Source organism: Pseudomonas sp. NKUCC02_KPG (assembly GCF_019345465.1).
Lineage (GTDB): Bacteria > Pseudomonadota > Gammaproteobacteria > Pseudomonadales > Pseudomonadaceae > Aquipseudomonas.
The window spans coordinates 58,090-77,643 of record NZ_JAHKRC010000013.1; the positions used below are offsets into that span (position 1 = coordinate 58,090).

Below are 19,554 nucleotides of genomic sequence, written 5' to 3' on the forward strand. Positions count from 1 at the left end.
TTACAAGGCATGCCACAAGACCAAACTTTATCAGCGGTATCGCCCGCTTTGAACGAGCTGCGTTCTGGCACTCAAACACTTCATGTCGCCCTTGAAAAACGCCTGCCGTTCTTCTGCGACACCCTCGACCTCGAACGCTATAAGCGCCTGTTGAGCGCCTACTACGGGTTCTATCACGAGCTGGAAGATCGGCTGCAACACAGCCCTTTGATGACACCCGGTTTTGACCTGCATGCACGGCTCAAGACGCCCGCATTGCATCGGGACCTGCAGGCTCTGGGGGTCAACACCCAGTCGCTCGCGCTGTGCGACACCCTCCCCGTACTCTCCAGCCCGGCCAGCGTTCTGGGTGTGCTGTATGTGCTCGAAGGCGCAACCCTGGGCGGTAATGTGCTGCGCAAACAGATGTCGGAACGCCTGGGCCTTGATGCACACAACGGCTGCGCTTTTCTTTACGTTTACGGCGAAGCAACAGGACGGCAATGGAAGGCATTCATGGATTTTCTGGGCAGCGTACCCCTCGACGCTCAAGCGCGAGGCGAAGCCGTACAGGCCGCCTGCTCTACGTTTAGCTGCTTCGAGCAATGGCTCGAACGACAGGAGGTTTTGTTATGAATCCACAGGACCCTCAAGCCTTTGAACGCTTGCTGGCCAATTGTGCTGATGAACCCATCCGCTTTCCCGGGGCCATTCAACCCCACGGCCTGTTGGTGACACTGTCGCAGCCCGACCTGCGCATTCAACAAGTCAGTCGCAATGTGCAGACCATGTTCGGCCACAGTGCCGAATCGCTGCTGGGGCTGCCACTGGCTGCTCTTACCGGCCCTGAAGCGGCTGACGCGGCACAGCAGGCTGGCGCCCATGACACGCTGACCGATGCGCCGCCTCTGGCCTTGAGCCTGCTGGGGCGCGAATACGAAGGCCTGCTGCACCGCGACCAGGGCATTCTGGTGCTGGAGCTTGAGCTCAAGCCCGATGCATCAGAAATCCACAGCACGATGAACAAAGTGCGCAACCTGAGCCGCATGCTGCAACGCCTGCAATCCGCCAAGACTCTCCCCGCGCTGTATGAAATTTGCGTTCGCGAGATTCAGGCGCTGACGGGCTACGATCGGGTGCTGATCTATCGCTTCCAGGATGAAGGCCACGGCCAGGTCATTGCCGAAGCATCCTCTCCCGCGATGGAGTTGTTCAATGGCATGTTTTTCCCGGCCTCCGACATCCCGGAGCAAGCCCGTGAGCTTTACCGCACCCACTGGCTGCGCATCATTCCCAATGCCGACTACCAGCCAGTACCGCTGATTCCCGAACTGCGCCCCGACACCGGCGAGGCGCTGGACCTGAGTGGAGCCGTATTGCGCAGCGTTTCACCGATTCACTGCCAGTACATGAAAAACATGGGCGTGCTGTCATCCATGAGCATTTCGTTGATGGACGGCGACCGCCTGTGGGGCCTGATCAGTTGCGGGCACCGCCAGACACTGCATGTGCCCCATGAACTGCGCATGGCCTGCCAAACCATCGGCCAGGTACTGTCCCTGCAAATCAGCGCCCTGCAGACGCTGGAGATCAGCCGCCAACGCGAAGCCAAAATGGATGCCCTGGTGTGCCTGAACAGGGCAATGGTGCAAAGCACCGAAGCCGTGTTTGATGGCCTGGCGCACATGCCTGAAGCATTGATGGCACTGACCGGTGCCAGCGGCGTGGCCATTCTGGAAGACAAGGTGCTGCACCGTTATGGCCAGTGCCCGTCTTCAGAAGATATTCGCGGGCTGTACCAATGGTTCAAGGACAGTGGCCAGCCAGTCTTGTCCAGCCACAACCTCAGCGCACTCCATGCCCCGGCAGCGCAGTACAAGGACATTGCCAGCGGCTTGCTGGCCATGACCCTGCCCAAGCCTGTGGACAACGCCGTGTTGTGGTTTCGAAGTGAAGTCAAAGAAAGCATCAAGTGGAGCGGCGACCCCAACAAGCCGCTTAACCTTGAAGCGTGCAGCAATGGCCTGCGCTTGAGCCCGCGCACCTCTTTCGAAATCTGGAAGGTCGAGATGGACGGCATCTCTGCACAATGGAGCCACGGCGATCTGTTTGCCGCCAATGACCTGCGCCGCTCGGCCCTGGAAAACGACCTGTCGCGCCAGGTGCTGCGAGAGCAACAGGCTGTACGGGCACGGGACGAACTGGTGGCGGTGGTGTCCCACGACCTGCGCAACCCCATGACCATCATTTCAATGCTCTGCGGCATGATGCAAAAGGCCTTCAGCAGCGAGGGCCCGCACACCTCGCGGCGTATCACGTCGGCCATCGACACCATGCAACAGGCCAGCAGCCGCATGAGCGTGCTGCTTGATGACCTGCTGGACACTTCGAAAATCGAGGCCGGGCGCTACACCATCAGCCCGCAACCGCTGGATGTAACCCAGATTTTTGAAGAGGCACTGTCGCTGCTTGCGCCGCTGGCGCTGGACAAAGCGGTGGAGCTGACCTTTCACGCCGAACCCGACCTGAAAATCAATGCCGACCCGGAGCGTCTGTTTCAGGTCTTGTCCAACCTGATCGGCAATGCGATCAAGTTCACCCCGGCGCAAGGCAAAATCGGCGTGGTGGCCATGTCCAACGGCGACGATATCGTCTTCAGCGTGCGGGACTCGGGCAAGGGTATTGCCCCCGAGCAGTTGCCGCACATCTTCGATCGATACTGGACAGCAAAAGAAGGCAACGCGCTGGGCACAGGGTTGGGGCTGTACATTTCCCAGGGCATTATCAAGGCCCATGGCGGCCAGCTAGTAGCGCAAAGCACGCCGGGAGAAGGCAGCGAATTTCGCTTTACCGTGTCAAGAATGCTCTGACAGGACTCAGCCATTTCAACGCCCATAAAAAAACCGCCATCCCGAAGGATGGCGGTTTTTTTGGTGACTCAACCGCAAGAACCGTCCTGGCCTCAGTTGAGTACCGTTGCCCCCAACTTCTCAATGCGACGACGACGTGCCACCAGCAGGCCCGCCGACACCACCAGAATGCTCAGCAAACCGGTAGCCATGATTTCAACGCGATGGGCTTCCTGGAACAACATGATCGTCAGAATAGCCACGATGAAGACGATCACCGCGTAGGTCAGCCCCGGGAACAGCCACATCTTGAAAGAGATGTTCTCGCCCAGAGCCGTACGCTTTTGGCGCATGCGCAGTTGCGACACGGCAATCACCAGGTACACCAACAGCGCAATGGCGCCAGAGCTGGCCAGCAGGAACTCGAACACCGCAGCCGGAGCCACGTAGTTGGCGAATACCGCTACAAAAGCTGCGCCGGTGGACATCATCACCGCCCAGTAAGGCGTGCCCGCAGCATTGGTGCGCTTGGCCGCAGCCGGTGCGTCACCGCGCTTGCTCAGGGAGTACAGCATCCGCGAGGAGGTGTAGAGCGCCGAGTTCAGACAGCTGGTTACCGCGATCAATACCACGATATCAACGATCAGCTTGGCATTCGGGATACCCATGCGATCAAGTACGGTCTGGTAGGAGCCCAACTGTGCCAGCGCCGGGTCGTTCCACGGCACCAGGGCCACAACGATGAAGATCGATACGAGGTAGAACAAGCCAATGCGCCAGATCACCGAGTTGGTGGCCTTGGTGATTTGCTTGCTTGGATCCTTGGACTCCGCCGCCGCGATGGTGACGATTTCAGTCCCCATGAACGAGAACATGGTGGTCAACATGGCAGCCAGTACGGCGCCCATGCCGTTGGGCATAAAGCCGATGGTATCGGACAGATGCGCGACACCGCTGACCTGACTGGTAGGCAGGAAGCCGAAAATCGCCAGTAGACCCAAGATAATGAAGCCAATGATCGCCAGCACTTTGACCAGGGCAAACCAGAACTCGAACTCACCGTAGTTCTTGACGCTGAACAAGTTGGTGACCGTCAGCAACAGGGTAATGACCAGGGTAAATACCCAGATCGCCGTGTCAGGGAACCATGCATGCAAGATGGTACCGGCGGCGACGGCTTCCAGCGGGATAACCAGTACCCAGAACCACCAGTACAGCCAGCCGATGGTGAAACCGGCCCAATGCCCGATGGCACGGTCGGCGTAAGTGGAGAACGAACCGGTGTCAGGGGATGCAACGGCCATTTCGGCCAGCATGCGCATGACCAGTACCACCAGGGTGCCTGCTGCGGCATAAGCGAGCAGCACAGCTGGACCTGCTTGGGCAATCGCGTGTCCGGAGCCGACAAACAAACCGGCACCGATGACTCCGGCAATCGACAGCATGGTCACATGCCGTGGCTTAAGCCCTTGTTCCAGACCATTAGAGGATTGCGTATTGCTCATTGGGACTACCTTTCATTGAAGCCATTCCGAGCACCCGCGTTGACTTTCGTAAAAAGTAACCAACGGGGCGTTTAGAATCTTTGACGCAATAACTGAGCCAGAATGTGACAAATGCACGGTTTCCGCGGGCTGCAACGATTTGCAACACACACTGCAACCCATTGAGCGTAATGGCTTTTCGCCCATTTGTTACCGTAACACTCAGTTCCAGGGCTATCGGCGCACCAAAAATACCCAAAATTGCCCATATGGCTCAAAAGCAGTGCACATCTTTAACCTTTAGTAGGTTCGCGCTTCCAACACCGGGCCAAAGCTGGCAACATCGCGACCTTTTTTAAGCGACACCTGTCTGGCCGAACGGCGAAATACGGGGTCGGTTGTTGTCGGCGCGACACTCTGCTGTAGCGATGCGACAAACTGCCACCCTCACGTCTTTTGTGTCTTCAGGGCGGCTGGTTGCCTCTGCAACCCTATGCTAGCTTGGCCTGCGCCAGGAAGGCCGCCCAACAGCAGGATCGCACCCGAACACAATGAGGAACGCACATGGCTTTGGCCACGCCCGCGCTTGAAATCCGCAACTTGCACAAACGCTACGGCGAGCTTGAGGTACTTAAAGGTATCTCGCTGACCGCACGCGACGGCGACGTGATCTCGATCCTGGGTTCTTCCGGTTCCGGCAAATCCACCCTGTTGCGCTGCATCAACCTGCTCGAAAACCCCCACGACGGCCAGATCCTGGTCGCCGGTGAAGAGCTCAAACTCAAGAAAGCCAAAAATGGCGAACTGATCGCGGCCGACGGCAAGCAGATCAACCGCATGCGCAGTGAACTGGGTTTTGTATTTCAAAACTTTAACCTGTGGCCGCACATGACCATCCTCGACAACATTATCGAGGCTCCGCGTCGGGTGCTGGGCCAGAGCAAGGCCGAGGCCATCGAAGTCGCCGAAGCATTGCTGGCCAAGGTCGGCATTGGCGAAAAGCGCCATGCCTATCCATCCGAATTGTCCGGCGGCCAGCAACAACGCGCGGCAATTGCCCGCACGCTGGCCATGCAGCCCAAAGTCATTCTGTTCGATGAACCAACATCGGCACTTGACCCGGAAATGGTTCAAGAAGTACTTAGTGTGATCCGCGCGCTCGCCGAAGAAGGTCGCACTATGCTGTTGGTCACCCACGAAATGGGCTTTGCCCGTCAGGTGTCCAGCGAAGTAGTGTTTTTGCATCAGGGCCTGATCGAAGAGCAAGGGTCGCCAGAACAGGTGTTCGACAACCCGGTTTCGGCGCGCTGTAAACAATTCATGTCCAGCAACCGCTAACGGAGCAACACGAATGCAGAACTATAAAAAGCTTCTCATGGCCGCTGCCGCCACACTGGTTTTCAGCGCCAACGCCCTGGCTGTTGATAAGTACAAAGTAGGGATTGAGGGTGCTTACCCACCGTTCAATAACAAAAACGCCAGTGGCGAAGTCGTGGGCTTCGACCCCGATATCGCGATGGCTCTGTGCGCCAAGATGAAAGCCGAGTGCGAAATCGTTACGTCCGACTGGGACGGCATCATCCCGGCCCTGAACGCCAAAAAATACGATTTCATCGTGTCTTCGCTGTCCATCACTGACGAACGCAAGCAAGCGGTCGATTTCACCGACCCGTACTACTCCAACAAGCAGCAGTTCATCGCACCGAAAAAAGTCGACTTCAAAACCGACATCGCGTCCCTCAAGGGCAAGGCCCTGGGCACCCAGCGTTCAACTCAGGCCGCAACCTGGCTGGATGACAACCTGGGCACCGACGCGACCATCTCCTTGTACGACACCCAGGAAAACGCCTACCTCGACCTGACTTCGGGCCGTGTAGATGCCTTGCTGGCAGATAAGTACGCCAACTACGACTGGCTCAAAAGCCCGGCTGGCCAGGCTTACGAGTTTAAGGGTGAGCCGGTCAACGAAGACGACAAAGTCGGCATTGCCCTGCGTAAAGGCGACAACGAACTGCGCGCCAAGCTGAACCTGGCCCTCAAGCAAATCGTTGAAGACGGCACGTACAAGAAGATCAACGACAAGTACTTCCCGTTCAGCATCTACTGACCTGCCTGACCGTCGCGCCTGCGGGCGCGACAGTCCCTAGCAAAGCCTGCCTACCCCATGACTATCGATCTATACGGATTCGGCCCGGCGCTTGCCGCTGGCGCGCTGATGACCGTCAAACTGGCACTTACTGCGCTGTGTCTGGGCCTGGTGCTCGGATTGCTCGGTGCCTTGGCCAAAACATCCCCCTACAAACCGCTTAGATGGTTGGGCGGCGCCTATTCGACCCTGGTTCGTGGTGTTCCCGAACTGCTCTGGGTGTTGCTGATTTACTTCGGCAGCGTGAATCTGGTGCGCGCCATCGGCGAATACATCGGCATGCCCGAACTCACCCTCAGCGCCTTCGCGGCGGGTGTACTCGCCTTGGGCCTGTGCTTTGGTGCCTATGCCACTGAAGTGTTTCGCGGCGCCATTCTGGCCATCCCCAAAGGCCACCGCGAAGCGGGCATGGCACTGGGTTTGTCCAAACCGCGGATCTTCACCAAGCTGGTTCTGCCACAAATGTGGCGTATTGCCCTGCCCGGCCTGGGCAACCTGTTCATGATCCTGATGAAAGACACCGCGCTGGTGTCGGTCATCGGTCTGGAAGAAATCATGCGTCAGGCGCAAAACGCCGTGACCTTCGCCAAACACCCGTTCACCTTCTACATGGTGGCAGCCGTGATGTACCTGGGCCTGACCGTACTGGCCATGGGCACCATGCACGTGCTTGAAAAACGCGCAGCGCGCGGCTTCGTGAGGAGGACGTAATGGAGTGGGAAGTAATCCTCAAATGGCTGCCCAAGCTGATGCAGGGCGCGACCCTGACCCTGGAGCTGACCGCAATTTCGGTGATCGCCGGTCTGATCGTGGCCATCCCCCTGGGCATCGCCCGCTCATCCAAACTCTGGTATGTGCGTTCGCTGCCTTACGCGTACATCTTTTTCTTCCGTGGCACGCCACTGCTGATCCAGCTGTTTCTGGTCTATTACGGCCTGGCACAGTTCGATCTGGTGCGTGAAAGCGCGTTGTGGCCGTATCTGCGCAGCCCGTTCTGGTGCGCGATCATCACCATGACCCTGCACACCGCCGCCTACATCGCCGAGATCCTGCGCGGCGCGATCCAGGCCATCCCGCCGGGTGAAATCGAGGCTGCACGGGCCCTGGGCATGTCGCGCTTCAAGACCCTGGTGCATATCGTCCTGCCCCGCGCCACGCGCATCGGCCTGCCGGCGTACAGCAACGAAGTGATCCTGATGCTCAAGGCCAGCTCGCTGGCGAGTACCGTGACCCTGCTGGAACTGACCGGCATGACGCGCACCATCATCGCCCGCAACTACCTGACCGTGGACATGTTCCTGACCGCAGGGGCGATCTACCTGCTGATGTCGTTTGTACTGATCCAGGGGTTCAAGCTGCTGGAGCGCTGGTTGCGCGTCGATGCCTGCCAGGGCCGCTGACCACGAGGGCGAGCCGCTGCTCGCCCGCTTTGAGGCGCTGGACAGGTTTTTGCACGACCACCAGCACCTGTGGCGCCCACGGCCATTCACTCATCTGAACATGCCGTGGGAAGCGCAACACCCCGAACTGGCGCACTGGTTGCGCCAGCGTTCGTTGCAAGACGCCGAAGCCAGTCACAACTACCCCCAACACTTGCCTGCCCCTGCGCCGTTCCCTGAACTGGCGGCGACTTCCCTCGCCCTGAGTTCGGTTGACCGCCTGCCCACCCAGCCGCTTGCGCCCGCAAGCCAGCGTTTGCAGGTGGACGTGCCGGGACGCAAGTGGCAACAGATTGAAGCCTTCGCCCGGAGCCTGACCTTCAAGCAAATCCCCGCCCACTGGCTGGACTGGTGCTCGGGCAAAGGCCATCTGGGTCGTCGACTGCTAAGCCCCGGGCAACAACTGACGTGCCTGGAATATGACCCGGCTTTGATCGAGTCCGGCCAGCAACTCAGCCAGCGCCATCACTTGGCCGTGCGCCATGTTCAACAGGATGTGCTCGCGCCCGAAGCGGCCTTGCAGCTCACCCCCGGGATGACCCCGGTGGCGCTGCATGCCTGCGGCGATTTGCATGTGCGCCTGCTGCAACTGGCGTGCGCGGCGGGCTGTGGACAACTTGCCGTGTCGCCTTGCTGCTACAACCGCATCAGCGCGCCGCATTATCAGCCGTTATCCACAGCCGCCAGGGCTTCGCACTTGCAACTGTCACTGGAGGACCTGAGCCTGCCCATGAGCGAGACCGTGACCGCTGGCGCCCGTGTTAGGCGCCAGCGCGACGAGTCGATGGCGCGGCGTTTGGGTTTTGATCTGTGGCAGCGCCAGCACCGTCAGTGCGATGAATATTTATCCACACCTTCGCTGCCGAGTACCTGGCTGAACAAGCCGTTTGCCGAGTACTGCGAAGATTTGGCAGCGCTGAAAAACTTATCCACAAGCGGCAGGGAAGATTGGTCGGCACTGGAAGCAGCAGGCTGGAAACGACTGGCACAGGTGCGCAATCTGGAGTTGGTGCGCGGGCTTTTCCGTCGCCCGCTGGAGGTGTGGCTGGTGCTCGATCGAGCGCTGTACCTGAAGGAAAACGGCTATGAAGTACAGGTCGGCGAGTTCTGCGACAGCCAGCTGACGCCGCGTAATTTGATGGTGATTGCGCAACGCTGTGGATAACCCTGTGGGAGCGGGCTTGCTCGCGATTCAGGCGCTGCGGTCTGACAGGTAAACCACAGCGATCCCATCGCGAGCAAGCCCGCTCCCACACAGGTTTTTGCAGGCCTACGAACCGCGGTACGTCGAGAAGCCGTACGGGCTGAGCAGCAGCGGAATGTGGTAATGCTGATCGGCGTTTTTCACATCAAAAATCACCGGGATTTCCGGGAAGAACGTCTCGTGGCCAGCTTTCTTGAAATACTCACCGGTTTTGAACACCACTCGATATTCACCCGCCTCGAACGCTTGCCTGGCCGGGAACAGTTCGCCAATACGACCCTGTTCATTGGTCACGCCCTGAGCCAGCGGCTGCCAGTCTTTACCCACGTGTTTTTCCAGGGTCACGTTGACTCCCGGTGACGGCAGGCCGTTTTCAAGGTTGAGCACGTGTACGCTCAACGGGTTGCCAGCGGCCAGTGTCAGGCTCGACACAGCGCTCAGGCTCAAAGCCGCCAAAGTGATTCGCAAAGATTTCATCGGTCATCCTCTAATAATGGTTAAAAAACAATCAACTCAGCGTTGAGTCGTCAGGCCAATCTGTTGCGCCGCTTTTATTGCGCAGGCTTCGTCCTGCTCCGCACCGCCAGCACCGGCCACGCCAATGGCTCCCACCAGTTCGCCTTCGGCAAACAGCGGCACACCACCTCCCAACAACAACAGTTCGGCGATGGAATTAAGGTTGCTCGCCTCAGGATTGCTGCGTGCACGCTCGGCAAACAAACGGGTCGGGGTTTTGGTCGACAGCGCCGTGTAGGCTTTGCGCTGGCTGGCCAGCAGGTTGTGCGGGCCAACACTCTCTGGACGCATCGACATCAACACGTTGCCACCACGGTCCAGCACGCTCAGCGCACCGGTGCAGTGCTTGATGGCCGCATCCGCCAACTGGCGGGCGGTGACCAGATCCAGATCGGCATGGCGCACCAGATTGGGGGCTGCCTGGGCAACGCCGGCAACGCCAACGGCAGTCCACAACAACAAGGTTTTCAGCATCATTGGCTAGCTCCTGTACGAATGCGCCCACCTTAACCAGCGACCCTCGTCAGAACTCCGTCAGTTGCATTACAAGTTTGTAATAGGCAACACACCCGAAGGCGCCTAGCCTGTGCAGACGATTGATCGAGGTGTGCGATGCGTTTGTTAGTGGTTGAAGACGAAGCCAAGACGGCAGATTTCCTGGCCAAGGGCCTCAAGGAGTCAGGCTTTGCGGTGGATGTGGCACTGAACGGGCTGGACGGCCGTTACTTTGTCGAGCAGCAGGAATACGACCTGATCATCCTCGACGTGATGCTGCCGGGACTCAATGGCTGGCAATTGCTGCAACTGATTCGCCAGCGCGGCGCCACGCCGGTGCTGTTTTTAACTGCCCGGGATGCCATCGAAGACCGCGTGCGCGGCCTCGAACTGGGCGCAGACGATTATCTGCTCAAGCCATTTGCCTTTGCCGAGCTGCTCGCCCGGGTTCGTACCTTGCTGCGCCGTGGTCCCATGCGCGAAGCCGAGTCGTATGCCATCGCCGATCTTGAAATCGACGTGCTGCGCCGCCGCGTCAGCCGGGGCGGCCAGCGCATCAGCCTGACCAACAAGGAGTTCTCGCTTCTGCAACTGCTGGCCAGCCGCCAGGGCGAAGTCTTGTCACGCACCTTGATCGCTTCCCAGGTCTGGAACCTCAACTTCGACAGCGACACCAATATGGTCGAAGTCGCCGTGCGCCGGTTGCGCGCCAAGGTCGACGACCCCTATATGCCCAAACTTATCCACACCGTGCGCGGGGTCGGGTATCAGCTGGAAGCGCCCGATGAGTAAATCCATCGCCTGGCGTCTGGCGCTGGCGATTGCCCTGACCTGCGCACTGGTGCTGAGTGTGATCGGAGTGTTTCTGTATCGCTCACTGGTCTCGGAACTGGCGTTTCGTGACGATCAGGCGTTGCTGGGGCGCCTTGAACAGGTCCGTGCCCTGTTGCATGACAGCGACAGCCTGGAAGCCCTGCAGGAACGCCCGCGCCTGTATCAAAACATGCTGGGCAACCTGGACAGCGTGTTGCTGGTCAACCGCGAGGACGGCACCCCGCTCATTGCCATCAACCCCCATCAACAAGCCTTGCCCCCTGTGCAGCCGATTGCTCAAGCACAAGCTCCCCGGCGCTCGGATATCAAAATCGCAGGCACGACCGTGTTGCTGGCCGGGATGGCGCAAGGTCCCGCAGGGGAAACCTTGAGAGTAACCGTAGGCAAGCGTCTTGATGAGCGTGAGCAAATGCTCGCCAGCTATCGCATGCGTTTATACGGCGCGGTGGGATTGGGTGCCTTGCTGGCTTTCGGTCTTGGCCTGCTCCTGCTGCGTCGCGGCCTCACACCTTTACGCGAACTGACCCACGCCATGGCTGGCATCGACCCACGCAGCCTTGATCAACGCATGACCGCTGACAACGTACCTGCCGAACTCAAAGAGCCCGTACAGGCACTCAACGCCATGCTCGCGCGCCTGGAAGACAGCTTTGCACGGTTGTCGCAGTTCTCCGCCGACCTGGCCCATGAAATTCGTACGCCTTTGCACAACTTGCTGGGTAGCAACAGCCTGGCACTGAACCAGTCACGCAGCCCGGCCGAGTACCAGGAGGTGCTGGCGTCGAATATCGAAGAATATGAACGGCTCAATCGCATGGCAGAAAACCTGATGTTTCTCGCCCGCGCCGAACACGGCCAGCGCCCGTTGCAGTTGCAAGTGCTGGACCTTGCTGAGGTGGGTGACGGGCTGTGTGATTACTTCGAGGCGCTGGCCGAGGATCGTCAATTGCACCTGGACAATCAGCTCGGCGGGTCGCTGATGGCCGATCAGCAACTGCTGCAACGGGCATTGGGCAACCTGCTGGCCAATGCCGTGCGCCATGCCCAGCCCGGTTCGACGGTACGCTTGCTGCGGCGCGACGAGACCGGGGTTTGCTGGATTGGCGTGCATAACCTTGGCCCGGCGATCGATCCGCAACATATCGACAAACTGTTCGACCGCTTTTACCGGGCAGACCCGTCACGGGCACAACCGGGTGACTCTGGCGGCCTGGGCCTGGCGATAGTGCATTCGATCATGCAGTTGCATGGCGGCCAGGTGCGGGTGGTGAGCGATGCCAGCGGCACGTTGTTTGAGCTGGGATTCAGCCTGTAACCGATTTTTTGGGGCACATCACGGCCCCACAAGTCTTGAGCCATGCAATCAGGCTGATCAGTTGCCCAGGGCTGCGGCAATGGCTTTTCCGACGTCCTGAGTCGAGGCCGTGCCGCCCAGATCCGGCGTCTTCGGACCACTGGCAATCACATCCTCAATGGCGCGCAAAATGGCGTCATGGGCAGCCTGATAACGGTCATCACCCTTCCCCAAGAACTCCAGCATCAGTGCGCCCGACCAGACCATGGCGATCGGGTTAGCGATGTTTTGACCGGAAATATCCGGCGCAGAACCGTGAACCGGCTCGAACAGTGAAGGAAAGTTACGCTCCGGGTTGAGGTTGGCCGAAGGCGCAATACCGATAGTGCCCGCGCAGGCCGGCCCCAAGTCCGACAGGATGTCGCCGAACAGGTTAGACGCCACCACCACATCAAACCGGTCGGGTTGCAGTACGAAACGGGCGCACAGAATGTCGATGTGCTGCTTGTCCCAGCTGACCTGTGGATAGTGTGCAGCCATCGCTTCAGTGCGCTCGTCCCAGTACGGCATGCTGATGGAAATACCGTTGGATTTGGTGGCCGAGGTCACGTGCTTGCGTGGACGCTCCTTGGCCACTTCGAAGGCGTATTTAAGAATCCGGTCTACGCCGCGTCGGGTAAACACGGATTCTTGCAGGACCAATTCGTTTTCAGTGCCTTCAAACATCCGCCCGCCCACCGAGGAGTATTCGCCTTCGGTGTTTTCGCGAATCACTACAAAATCGATATCACCCGGCTCACGCCCTGCCAGCGGGCATGCCACGCCGGGGAACAACCGCACCGGGCGAATGTTCACGTATTGATCAAACTCACGGCGAAATTTGAGCAGCGAGCCCCACAGCGAGATGTGATCAGGCACTTTGTCCGGCCAGCCCACGGCGCCAAAAAAGATGGCGTCGAAGCCCTTGAGCTGCTCGAACCAGTTGTCCGGCATCATCTGTCCATGACGCTCGTAATAATCGCAACTGGCCCACTCAAAGGTTTCAATCGACAGGTTCAGGTCCCACTTTTTGGCGGCGGCCTCCACAACGCGCAGGCCTTCGGGCAGTACTTCGTTACCAATGCCGTCACCGGCGATGGCCGCAATTCTGAATGTCTTGCTCATGGGGCTGACTCTTGATGAGGAGAAGTGGGCCCATGATATAAAGCGAGCCTGCAAAGATAATCAGGTGAAACGTTGATGGATAAGACACGATTCGTGAGCAATCTGCCGAATCTCGACGACCTGCGGGTATTCGTGGTCGTGGCGCGGCGCTCCAGCTTTGCCGCCGCCGCCAGCGAGTTAGGGGTTTCACCGGCCTATGTGAGCAAACGCATACAACTGCTGGAGCACAGTATTGGCGTGCGCCTGTTGCATCGCACCACCCGTCGCGTGGCCGTCACCGATGATGGGGAACGTGTCTATCACTGGGCTTTGCATATTTTTGATGCCGTTGAGCAAATGAGCGACGAAGTCTCGGCACTGCATCAGGAACCTCGGGGACAGTTACATATCGTCAGCAGTTTCGGGCTGGGTCGACGCCATGTTGGTCCCGCGCTTTCAGCACTGTCGCAACGCTACCCGGCGCTGGATATCCGCTTCGATATGTTTGACCGTCTGGTGGATTTGATTGAAGAAGGCTACGACCTGGACATCCGAATCGGCGACCACATTGCGCCCAACCTGATTGCCAAACTGCTGGCCAACAACGCCCGCGTGCTCTGCGCCAGCCCTGAATACCTGCAACGCCACGGCGAACCCCGCACGTTGGCAGAACTGTCAGGCCATGAATGCCTGGTCATCAAAGAGCGCGACCATCCGTTCGGGCTCTGGCGCTTGCAGGGACCGGAGGGCGAAGAAAGCGTGAAAGTGACCGGCGCCCTATCGGCCAACCACGGCGAAGTGGTGCATCAATGGGGGATAGACGGCCGTGGGATCTTGCTGCGCTCGCAGTGGGACGTGCGCAAAAGCCTCGAAAACGGCAAATTGGTGCACATTCTTCAGGACTACAGCCAACAGGCAAATATCTGGGCCGTTTACGCTGCACCGCTGGCCAATTCAGCGAAAGTTCGGGTCACGGTCGAGCACTTGCGCCAGTACTTCAGCGAGCCTCGGCGCGAATCGTGAAAATAGTCTGTTATCAGGGGTTTACAAGCTCAAACATCCGGGTATACTCGTCGCCCATAACGCCGGTATAGCTCAGTTGGTAGAGCAACTGACTTGTAATCAGTAGGTCCCGAGTTCGACTCTTGGTGCCGGCACCATACGCAACACCGAAAGAGGCTCACCGAAAGGTGGGCCTTTTTTGTTTCCGGGGTTTGGGGGGTTCGCAAAAAGCGTTTTCCCACGATCAAAAGCCCTGAACACTCAGCTCGCGCAATGCGGCTGTAGCCAGAAATCCCGAACGCGATGCGTAGCGGTGATCCTTGCTGACTCGTTCATCAATGCGCAGCAACAGGTTTTCAGGTAATGACGCGTTGAATCGAACCGACTTCCCAAGATAGGGAGTCAAATCGAAGTCAACCACGGCCCAAATCCCACCGACATAATCCGGATTCTCAAGGTGAGCATCCACATCCTTGCCCTGGGGCAGTTCGCCGCCATCCGCCACAACACCTTCCAGATGCAAAGCCAGCGCCTGCTGCACGTTGTCCAACGCTTCTGAAAAAGTGCCACCCGCAGAAAAGCAGCCGGGTACATCAGGTACCGTCACGCTGAAATCGGAATCGGCATCTTTATGTATTACAACTGGGAATTTCATGACCGTAACTCTCCTTTGAGACCTGCGGATTTTAGAATGTTGTGCAGCGTCCCTTTCGCAATTTCAGACTTGGGATGTGGAACGGTTACCCGCCCTGCCTTGGCTGGATGCTTGAACTGATGGTGGCTTCCTTTGACCGCTATCTCAAACCATCCATCCGCCACCAACAACTCGATAACTTCACGACTTCGCACTCAGCCACCCTTGCACTTGTGTGTACGCTACACACCATCGAACAATGGTGCAATTTATTTATACACACACTACACACTTAAAAGCGCAAGTCCCTTGGCGTGGTGTTACACGTTGTGAACCCACCTGTTCGGAGATTTATTGGGGATCCCCAGAAAAATGAGTAAAACCAAGTCGGGATCCAGCCAGCCATCGCCCTCCACAGAAAACCCCCTTGCATAAACACTCTGCCATCACAATAATGCGATCGATTACCAATTACATTTTGGTTGCCTCATTATGTCGGCGCTCGACCCTTCAGTGCTTCATCGGTTGTACAGCGATCACAACAGTTGGCTAAAGGGCTGGTTGCGCGTGCGTCTGGGCAATACGGCGGATGCCTGCGACCTGGCCCAGGACACGTTCCTGCGGGTCATGACGGCACGTCATGACATTCCCATTCGTGAGCCGCGTGGTTATCTGAGTGCGATCGCCCGCTCGCTGTTGATCGACAAGGTTCGTCGCCGCACCATTGAGCAAGCCTATCTGCAGGCGCTGGCACTCAAGCCCGAACCTGTGGATATTTCGCCCGAGGTACGCCTGTCGATTATCGAAACGCTGGTTTCTATCGATAGCCTGCTCGATGAACTGGGCCCCAGAACGCGAGAAATTTTCCTCGCCGTGCAGCTCGAAGGCTTGAGTTATGTTGCCGCCGCCGAGCGCTTCATGGTGTCGGTTACAACGGTGAAAAACCATTTGATTCGCGCCATGACCCGCTGCCTGTTGCTGGTCGACAGTTGATGCCCCCTTCCCCGGACCTCAAGGCGCTCGAGGCTGCTGCCACCTGGTACGTGCAGCTCAATGACGGTACTGCCGACGAGACCCGCACCCGTGCCTGGCAAGCCTGGCTGACCTCCAGCCCGCAACATGAAGCGGCCTGGGCGCGGCTCGAAAGGTTCCAGCGCCAATGGGCAATGATGCCCCAGGAAGCCGCCCTCTCCAGTCTCGATGCCGCGAAAGCTCAACGCCGCGATGTGCTGAAAATAGTGGGCCTGTTGTTGGCCGCATGCAGCAGTTCATGGCTGGCGGCGGAGCACGTGCCGTATCGCTCGATGCTTGCCGAGCACCGCACCCACATCCGCGAACGACGCTCACTGCGCCTGGACGATGGTTCGCAAGTGGAACTGAACGTCGACACCGCCCTGGATATCCACTTCGATTCAACACAACGGCTGATCCGCCTGCATCGCGGCGAAATTCTGGTGCAGACCGCCAAGGACCCTGACCAGCGTCCATTTATCGTCCACACCCAGGACGGCAGCGTGCGCGCCCTCGGCACCCGGTTCAGTGTTCGCCAGTTGCCCGAACAGACGCGGGTCGGCGTAGAGCAATCGGCAGTGGAGATTCGTCCGCACGGGCACAGCGATCAGCCCGTGCGCCTCGAGGCCGGGCAACAAGTCACTTTCGACCGTGATGAAGTCGATGCAATCGAGGGTTTGCCTGCTGCCTCAACGGCCTGGGTCAAGGGCATGTTGAGCGTGGACGACTGGCGCCTGGGCGACTTTATCGAGGCGCTGGGACGTTATCGCCCAGGCGTACTGCGCTGCGCTTCGTCCGTTCAGGGCCTGCGTATCTCGGGGGCGTTTCGTATCGATGACATCGAAACGATACTGGAGAACCTGGGTAAAACCCTGCCGGTGAAAGTGCGTTTCCTGACTCGCTACTGGGCCAGTGTCGAACCGGCATAAGCTCAATCCCTATTGTTTTGAACTTTAACCTTGCTGATTTCGATTCTAATCCGTCAATGACATAAGTCGCGACTACAGCGAAATTCTGCCATGACAACGCAAGGATCACCGAATGCCCCCGCTCCCCCTCCATGCCACCCCTAAAATAAGGCGCGCTGTTCGCCTGGCAGTGCTGGGTGCGTCCCTTGCCAGCCTGTCCGGTCTGGCACTGATGCCCACTCAGGCCTGCGCGCAAAGCCAGACGGTTTATCAGATTGCCCCCGGCCCCCTGGGCAATGCACTGACCCAATTTGGCGTACAGGCGGGGGTCACTATTTCGTTCGACACTGAACAGGCCCGACACCTCAACACCGACGGGCTCGAGGGTTCATACAGCGTCGAGGAAGGTCTGGACCGACTGCTCGCCAACAGCGGGCTGCAAGCGCAGCGCCAGAGCAACGGGGGCTATGTTCTGGTCGCTCACGCCACTGACTCGGCGCTGGAGTTGGGAGCCACTCAAGTCATCACCAACCAGTTGGGCACAGTGACCGAAGGCACCGGTTCCTACACGCCTGGGGCTATTGCAACGGCCACCCGCCTGGTACTGACACCCCGGGAAACGCCGCAATCGATCAGCGTGATCACCCGTCAGCACATGGATGACTTCGCACTCGACAATGTCGACGACGTGATGCGCCATACACCCGGCATCACCGTATCGGCCTATGACACTGACCGGACCAACTACTACTCCCGCGGTTTTTCGATCAACAACTTCCAGTACGACGGCATTCCCTCCGCCGTGCGCAACGTCGCCTATTCGGCAGGCAACACCCTGAGTGACATGGCGATCTATGACCGCATCGAGGTGCTGAAGGGCGCCTCCGGCCTGCTCAGCGGTGCGGGGTCGCTGGGGGGCACCATCAACCTGGTGCGCAAAAAACCCACCAGCGATTTTCACGGCCATATCACCGCAGGCGCAGGTTCCTGGGACAACTACCGCACGGAAGTGGACCTCAGCGGCCCATTGACCGAAACCGGAAATGTGCGAGGTCGCGCAGTCGCGGCCTATCAGGACCGGCAGTCGTATATCGACCGCTACTCGAACCAGAGTTCGGTGTTCTACGGCATCCTCGAAGTCGACGTGACACCCGACACATTGCTGACCGTGGGTGCCGACTATCAGGACAACAAACCCCAGGGCTCTACCTGGTCGGGGAGTTTTCCGCTCTACAACTACGCGGGCGAGATCAACAGCGCCAAACGCTCGTTCAGCAACGCCACCGACTGGAGCAGTTGGCAGCAATACACCCGCACCGTCTTCGCGACCCTGGAACAGGATCTGGGCAGTGGCTGGGTGGGCAAGCTGCAACTGGACCACAAGATCAATGGCTACGATGCCCAGCTAGGGGCCATCCAGTTCAACCAGCCTGCCGCTGATGGCACCGCCAAAATCAACGCACAGCGCTACAAGGGCGAAACCGTCAGCGACGCGGCTGACATCTATGTCAGCGGTCCCTACGATTTTCTGGGCCGAGAGCATGATCTGGTGCTGGGTGGCTCGATCAGTACTGCGAACTGGAAAGGCAAAGGCTACTGGGACGTCACGTTCTCCACACCCAACCTCGTCGATTACTTTAACTGGGACGGACACCTGGCCAAACCTGACTGGGGCAGCGCGTCCCAAATCAGCGACGACACTGTGCGCCAGACCGGCATGTACGCCACCACACGCCTGAATGTCACCGATGACTTGAAAGTCTTTCTGGGCGGTCGAGTGGTCAACTACACCCTCACCGGCACCACCAACACTTACCGCGAGTCGGGGCGCCTGATCCCCTACGCGGGTGTCACCTATGACCTGACAGACTACTTGACGGCGTACGCCAGCTACACCGATGTATTCATGCCCCAGGAGTTCTACAACCTGGATCGCAACAGCAAGATGCTTGATCCGGACGAGGGTGAAAACTATGAAATCGGCCTCAAGAGCGAGTTTTTCGATGGCCGCCTGAACGCCAGCCTGGCGTACTTTGAAGTCAAGGAAAGCAATCGCCCCATCCCCGATGATGCCTGGAATAATTTGTCGCCCACCCCGCCCAACTACGCTTTCAAGGGCACCTCGGCAAAAACCAAGGGCTACGAGCTGGAAATATCCGGTGAGCTGAGCCCTGGCTGGAGCCTGCAGGGCGGATACACCCACAAGGTGGTGCGCGATGACACGGGCAAAAAGATTTCGACCTTTGAACCCGAAGACCAGCTCAGTTTCTACACCATCTACAAACTCAAGGGCGACCTGAACAAGGTCTCCGTGGGCGGTGGCGCACGCTGGCAGAGCACCGCCTGGCAAGAGATGTACAACAGCCCCAAGGACAGGTACGAAGACTTCTCGCAAAAACCCTACTGGATTGTGGATCTGATGACCCGTTATCAATTCACTGAAAACCTGTCGACCACGCTCAACGTCAATAACGTTTTCGACAAGTACTACTACACCAACATCGGGTTCTATAACTCGGCGATTTATGGCGAGCCACGCAACTTCATGCTGACCACTCGCTGGGATTTCTGACGCCCAGATCCGGCTGTGGGAGCGAGCAGGCTCGCTCCCACCAT

The 19,554-nt window shown here is 58.6% G+C and carries 19 protein-coding genes and 1 tRNA gene; 14 read left to right on the top strand and 6 right to left on the bottom strand.

What is annotated here, in order from left to right; translation table 11 throughout:
- Window positions 1-9: 9 nt before the first annotated feature.
- Together KO536_RS17650 and KO536_RS17655 are read left to right on the top strand one after the other, a co-directional pair.
- Window positions 10-615 carry a biliverdin-producing heme oxygenase gene (locus KO536_RS17650; RefSeq protein ID WP_219262602.1) on the top strand — a complete coding sequence of 202 codons (606 nt, stop codon included), beginning with the start codon at window positions 10-12 and terminating at the stop codon, window positions 613-615.
- Window positions 612-2,849, top strand: a complete 2,238-nt coding sequence (locus KO536_RS17655) for an ATP-binding protein (protein WP_219262556.1) — start codon at window positions 612-614, stop codon at window positions 2,847-2,849. The genes KO536_RS17650 and KO536_RS17655 overlap by 4 nt, the downstream gene beginning before the upstream one ends.
- A gap of 92 nt (window positions 2,850-2,941) precedes the next feature.
- Here the strand turns inward: KO536_RS17655 and gabP are convergent, their stop codons facing one another.
- Window positions 2,942-4,333 (bottom strand): GABA permease, encoded by a 1,392-nt coding sequence (gabP, locus tag KO536_RS17660; protein WP_133079109.1) that lies wholly within the window; start codon window positions 4,331-4,333, stop codon window positions 2,942-2,944.
- 543 nt (window positions 4,334-4,876) lie between these two features.
- Here gabP and KO536_RS17665 point away from each other — a divergent pair.
- Genes KO536_RS17665 through KO536_RS17685 form a run of 5 tightly spaced genes read left to right on the top strand, consistent with a single transcriptional unit; the run spans window position 4,877 to window position 9,062 of the window.
- Window positions 4,877-5,650: an ABC transporter ATP-binding protein gene (locus KO536_RS17665; protein ID WP_133079108.1), complete on the top strand. Its 774-nt coding sequence runs from the start codon at window positions 4,877-4,879 to the stop codon at window positions 5,648-5,650.
- A 13-nt stretch (window positions 5,651-5,663) separates the two neighbouring features.
- Complete coding sequence (locus tag KO536_RS17670; protein WP_019824783.1) at window positions 5,664-6,419, top strand: ABC transporter substrate-binding protein; 756 nt, start codon at window positions 5,664-5,666, stop codon at window positions 6,417-6,419.
- Window positions 6,420-6,476: 57 nt separating this feature from the next.
- Window positions 6,477-7,169 (top strand): ABC transporter permease, encoded by a 693-nt coding sequence (locus KO536_RS17675; protein WP_133079107.1) that lies wholly within the window; start codon window positions 6,477-6,479, stop codon window positions 7,167-7,169.
- Window positions 7,169-7,858 carry an ABC transporter permease gene (locus KO536_RS17680; RefSeq protein ID WP_046810328.1) on the top strand — a complete coding sequence of 230 codons (690 nt, stop codon included), beginning with the start codon at window positions 7,169-7,171 and terminating at the stop codon, window positions 7,856-7,858. Before KO536_RS17675 ends, KO536_RS17680 begins: the two co-directional genes overlap by 1 nt.
- Complete coding sequence (locus KO536_RS17685) at window positions 7,839-9,062, top strand: methyltransferase (protein WP_219262557.1); 1,224 nt, start codon at window positions 7,839-7,841, stop codon at window positions 9,060-9,062. Before KO536_RS17680 ends, KO536_RS17685 begins: the two co-directional genes overlap by 20 nt.
- Before the next feature lie 105 nt (window positions 9,063-9,167).
- Here the strand turns inward: KO536_RS17685 and uraH are convergent, their stop codons facing one another.
- Together uraH and KO536_RS17695 are read right to left on the bottom strand one after the other, a co-directional pair.
- Window positions 9,168-9,578 carry a hydroxyisourate hydrolase gene (gene uraH / locus KO536_RS17690; RefSeq protein ID WP_219262558.1) on the bottom strand — a complete coding sequence of 137 codons (411 nt, stop codon included), beginning with the start codon at window positions 9,576-9,578 and terminating at the stop codon, window positions 9,168-9,170.
- A 36-nt stretch (window positions 9,579-9,614) separates the two neighbouring features.
- Window positions 9,615-10,094: a heme-binding protein gene (locus KO536_RS17695; RefSeq protein WP_219262559.1), complete on the bottom strand. Its 480-nt coding sequence runs from the start codon at window positions 10,092-10,094 to the stop codon at window positions 9,615-9,617.
- Window positions 10,095-10,229: 135 nt separating this feature from the next.
- On the opposite strand from KO536_RS17695, the gene KO536_RS17700 reads away from it, so the two are divergent.
- Together KO536_RS17700 and KO536_RS17705 are read left to right on the top strand one after the other, a co-directional pair.
- Window positions 10,230-10,904 carry a heavy metal response regulator transcription factor gene (locus KO536_RS17700; RefSeq protein ID WP_133079103.1) on the top strand — a complete coding sequence of 225 codons (675 nt, stop codon included), beginning with the start codon at window positions 10,230-10,232 and terminating at the stop codon, window positions 10,902-10,904.
- On the top strand, window positions 10,897-12,261 hold the full coding sequence (locus tag KO536_RS17705) for a heavy metal sensor histidine kinase (protein WP_219262560.1): 1,365 nt from the start codon (window positions 10,897-10,899) through the stop codon (window positions 12,259-12,261). Before KO536_RS17700 ends, KO536_RS17705 begins: the two co-directional genes overlap by 8 nt.
- Before the next feature lie 57 nt (window positions 12,262-12,318).
- On the opposite strand, the gene KO536_RS17710 is transcribed toward KO536_RS17705, so the two are convergent.
- The gene (locus KO536_RS17710; RefSeq protein WP_219262561.1) at window positions 12,319-13,404 is read right to left on the bottom strand and encodes a tartrate dehydrogenase; all 1,086 of its coding nucleotides are present in this window, start codon (window positions 13,402-13,404) and stop codon (window positions 12,319-12,321) included.
- A 75-nt stretch (window positions 13,405-13,479) separates the two neighbouring features.
- On the opposite strand from KO536_RS17710, the gene KO536_RS17715 reads away from it, so the two are divergent.
- On the top strand, window positions 13,480-14,406 hold the full coding sequence (locus KO536_RS17715; RefSeq protein ID WP_257622988.1) for a LysR substrate-binding domain-containing protein: 927 nt from the start codon (window positions 13,480-13,482) through the stop codon (window positions 14,404-14,406).
- A 61-nt stretch (window positions 14,407-14,467) separates the two neighbouring features.
- Window positions 14,468-14,543 (top strand) — tRNA-Thr (locus KO536_RS17720).
- Window positions 14,544-14,629: 86 nt separating this feature from the next.
- Here the strand turns inward: KO536_RS17720 and KO536_RS17725 are convergent.
- Complete coding sequence (locus KO536_RS17725; protein ID WP_219262562.1) at window positions 14,630-15,040, bottom strand: type II toxin-antitoxin system HicB family antitoxin; 411 nt, start codon at window positions 15,038-15,040, stop codon at window positions 14,630-14,632.
- Window positions 15,037-15,234, bottom strand: coding sequence for a type II toxin-antitoxin system HicA family toxin (locus tag KO536_RS17730; RefSeq protein ID WP_219262563.1), 198 nt, complete (start codon window positions 15,232-15,234; stop codon window positions 15,037-15,039). The genes KO536_RS17725 and KO536_RS17730 overlap by 4 nt, the downstream gene beginning before the upstream one ends.
- 277 nt (window positions 15,235-15,511) lie before the next feature.
- On the opposite strand from KO536_RS17730, the gene KO536_RS17735 reads away from it, so the two are divergent.
- The 3 genes from KO536_RS17735 (at window position 15,512) to KO536_RS17745 (ending at window position 19,510) form a co-directional block, all read left to right on the top strand.
- On the top strand, window positions 15,512-16,012 hold the full coding sequence (locus KO536_RS17735; protein ID WP_219262564.1) for a sigma-70 family RNA polymerase sigma factor: 501 nt from the start codon (window positions 15,512-15,514) through the stop codon (window positions 16,010-16,012).
- A complete protein-coding gene (locus KO536_RS17740) occupies window positions 16,012-16,959 on the top strand; it encodes a FecR domain-containing protein (protein ID WP_219262565.1) in 948 nt (315 codons plus the stop codon). The genes KO536_RS17735 and KO536_RS17740 overlap by 1 nt, the downstream gene beginning before the upstream one ends.
- A 112-nt stretch (window positions 16,960-17,071) precedes the next feature.
- Window positions 17,072-19,510: a TonB-dependent siderophore receptor gene (locus KO536_RS17745; protein ID WP_219262566.1), complete on the top strand. Its 2,439-nt coding sequence runs from the start codon at window positions 17,072-17,074 to the stop codon at window positions 19,508-19,510.
- The last annotated feature ends 44 nt before the right edge of the window (window positions 19,511-19,554 follow it).

Excerpts from the sequence above, each read along its gene's own strand:
- KO536_RS17680 (WP_046810328.1), top strand. The coding sequence starts at position 7,169 with ATGGAGTGGGAAGTAATCCTCAAATGGCTGCCCAAGCTGATGCAGGGC.
- KO536_RS17685 (WP_219262557.1), top strand. The coding sequence starts at position 7,839 with ATGCCTGCCAGGGCCGCTGACCACGAGGGCGAGCCGCTGCTCGCCCGC.
- KO536_RS17710 (WP_219262561.1), bottom strand. The coding sequence starts at position 13,404 with ATGAGCAAGACATTCAGAATTGCGGCCATCGCCGGTGACGGCATTGGT.
- KO536_RS17675 (WP_133079107.1), top strand. The coding sequence starts at position 6,477 with ATGACTATCGATCTATACGGATTCGGCCCGGCGCTTGCCGCTGGCGCG.
- KO536_RS17655 (WP_219262556.1), top strand. The coding sequence starts at position 612 with ATGAATCCACAGGACCCTCAAGCCTTTGAACGCTTGCTGGCCAATTGT.
- KO536_RS17695 (WP_219262559.1), bottom strand. The coding sequence starts at position 10,094 with ATGATGCTGAAAACCTTGTTGTTGTGGACTGCCGTTGGCGTTGCCGGC.
- KO536_RS17740 (WP_219262565.1), top strand. The coding sequence starts at position 16,012 with ATGCCCCCTTCCCCGGACCTCAAGGCGCTCGAGGCTGCTGCCACCTGG.
- KO536_RS17670 (WP_019824783.1), top strand. The coding sequence starts at position 5,664 with ATGCAGAACTATAAAAAGCTTCTCATGGCCGCTGCCGCCACACTGGTT.
- KO536_RS17700 (WP_133079103.1), top strand. The coding sequence starts at position 10,230 with ATGCGTTTGTTAGTGGTTGAAGACGAAGCCAAGACGGCAGATTTCCTG.
- KO536_RS17745 (WP_219262566.1), top strand. The coding sequence starts at position 17,072 with ATGCCCCCGCTCCCCCTCCATGCCACCCCTAAAATAAGGCGCGCTGTT.
- KO536_RS17650 (WP_219262602.1), top strand. The coding sequence starts at position 10 with ATGCCACAAGACCAAACTTTATCAGCGGTATCGCCCGCTTTGAACGAG.
- KO536_RS17665 (WP_133079108.1), top strand. The coding sequence starts at position 4,877 with ATGGCTTTGGCCACGCCCGCGCTTGAAATCCGCAACTTGCACAAACGC.
- KO536_RS17715 (WP_257622988.1), top strand. The coding sequence starts at position 13,480 with ATGGATAAGACACGATTCGTGAGCAATCTGCCGAATCTCGACGACCTG.
- uraH (WP_219262558.1), bottom strand. The coding sequence starts at position 9,578 with ATGAAATCTTTGCGAATCACTTTGGCGGCTTTGAGCCTGAGCGCTGTG.
- gabP (WP_133079109.1), bottom strand. The coding sequence starts at position 4,333 with ATGAGCAATACGCAATCCTCTAATGGTCTGGAACAAGGGCTTAAGCCA.
- KO536_RS17725 (WP_219262562.1), bottom strand. The coding sequence starts at position 15,040 with ATGAAATTCCCAGTTGTAATACATAAAGATGCCGATTCCGATTTCAGC.
- KO536_RS17705 (WP_219262560.1), top strand. The coding sequence starts at position 10,897 with ATGAGTAAATCCATCGCCTGGCGTCTGGCGCTGGCGATTGCCCTGACC.
- KO536_RS17735 (WP_219262564.1), top strand. The coding sequence starts at position 15,512 with ATGTCGGCGCTCGACCCTTCAGTGCTTCATCGGTTGTACAGCGATCAC.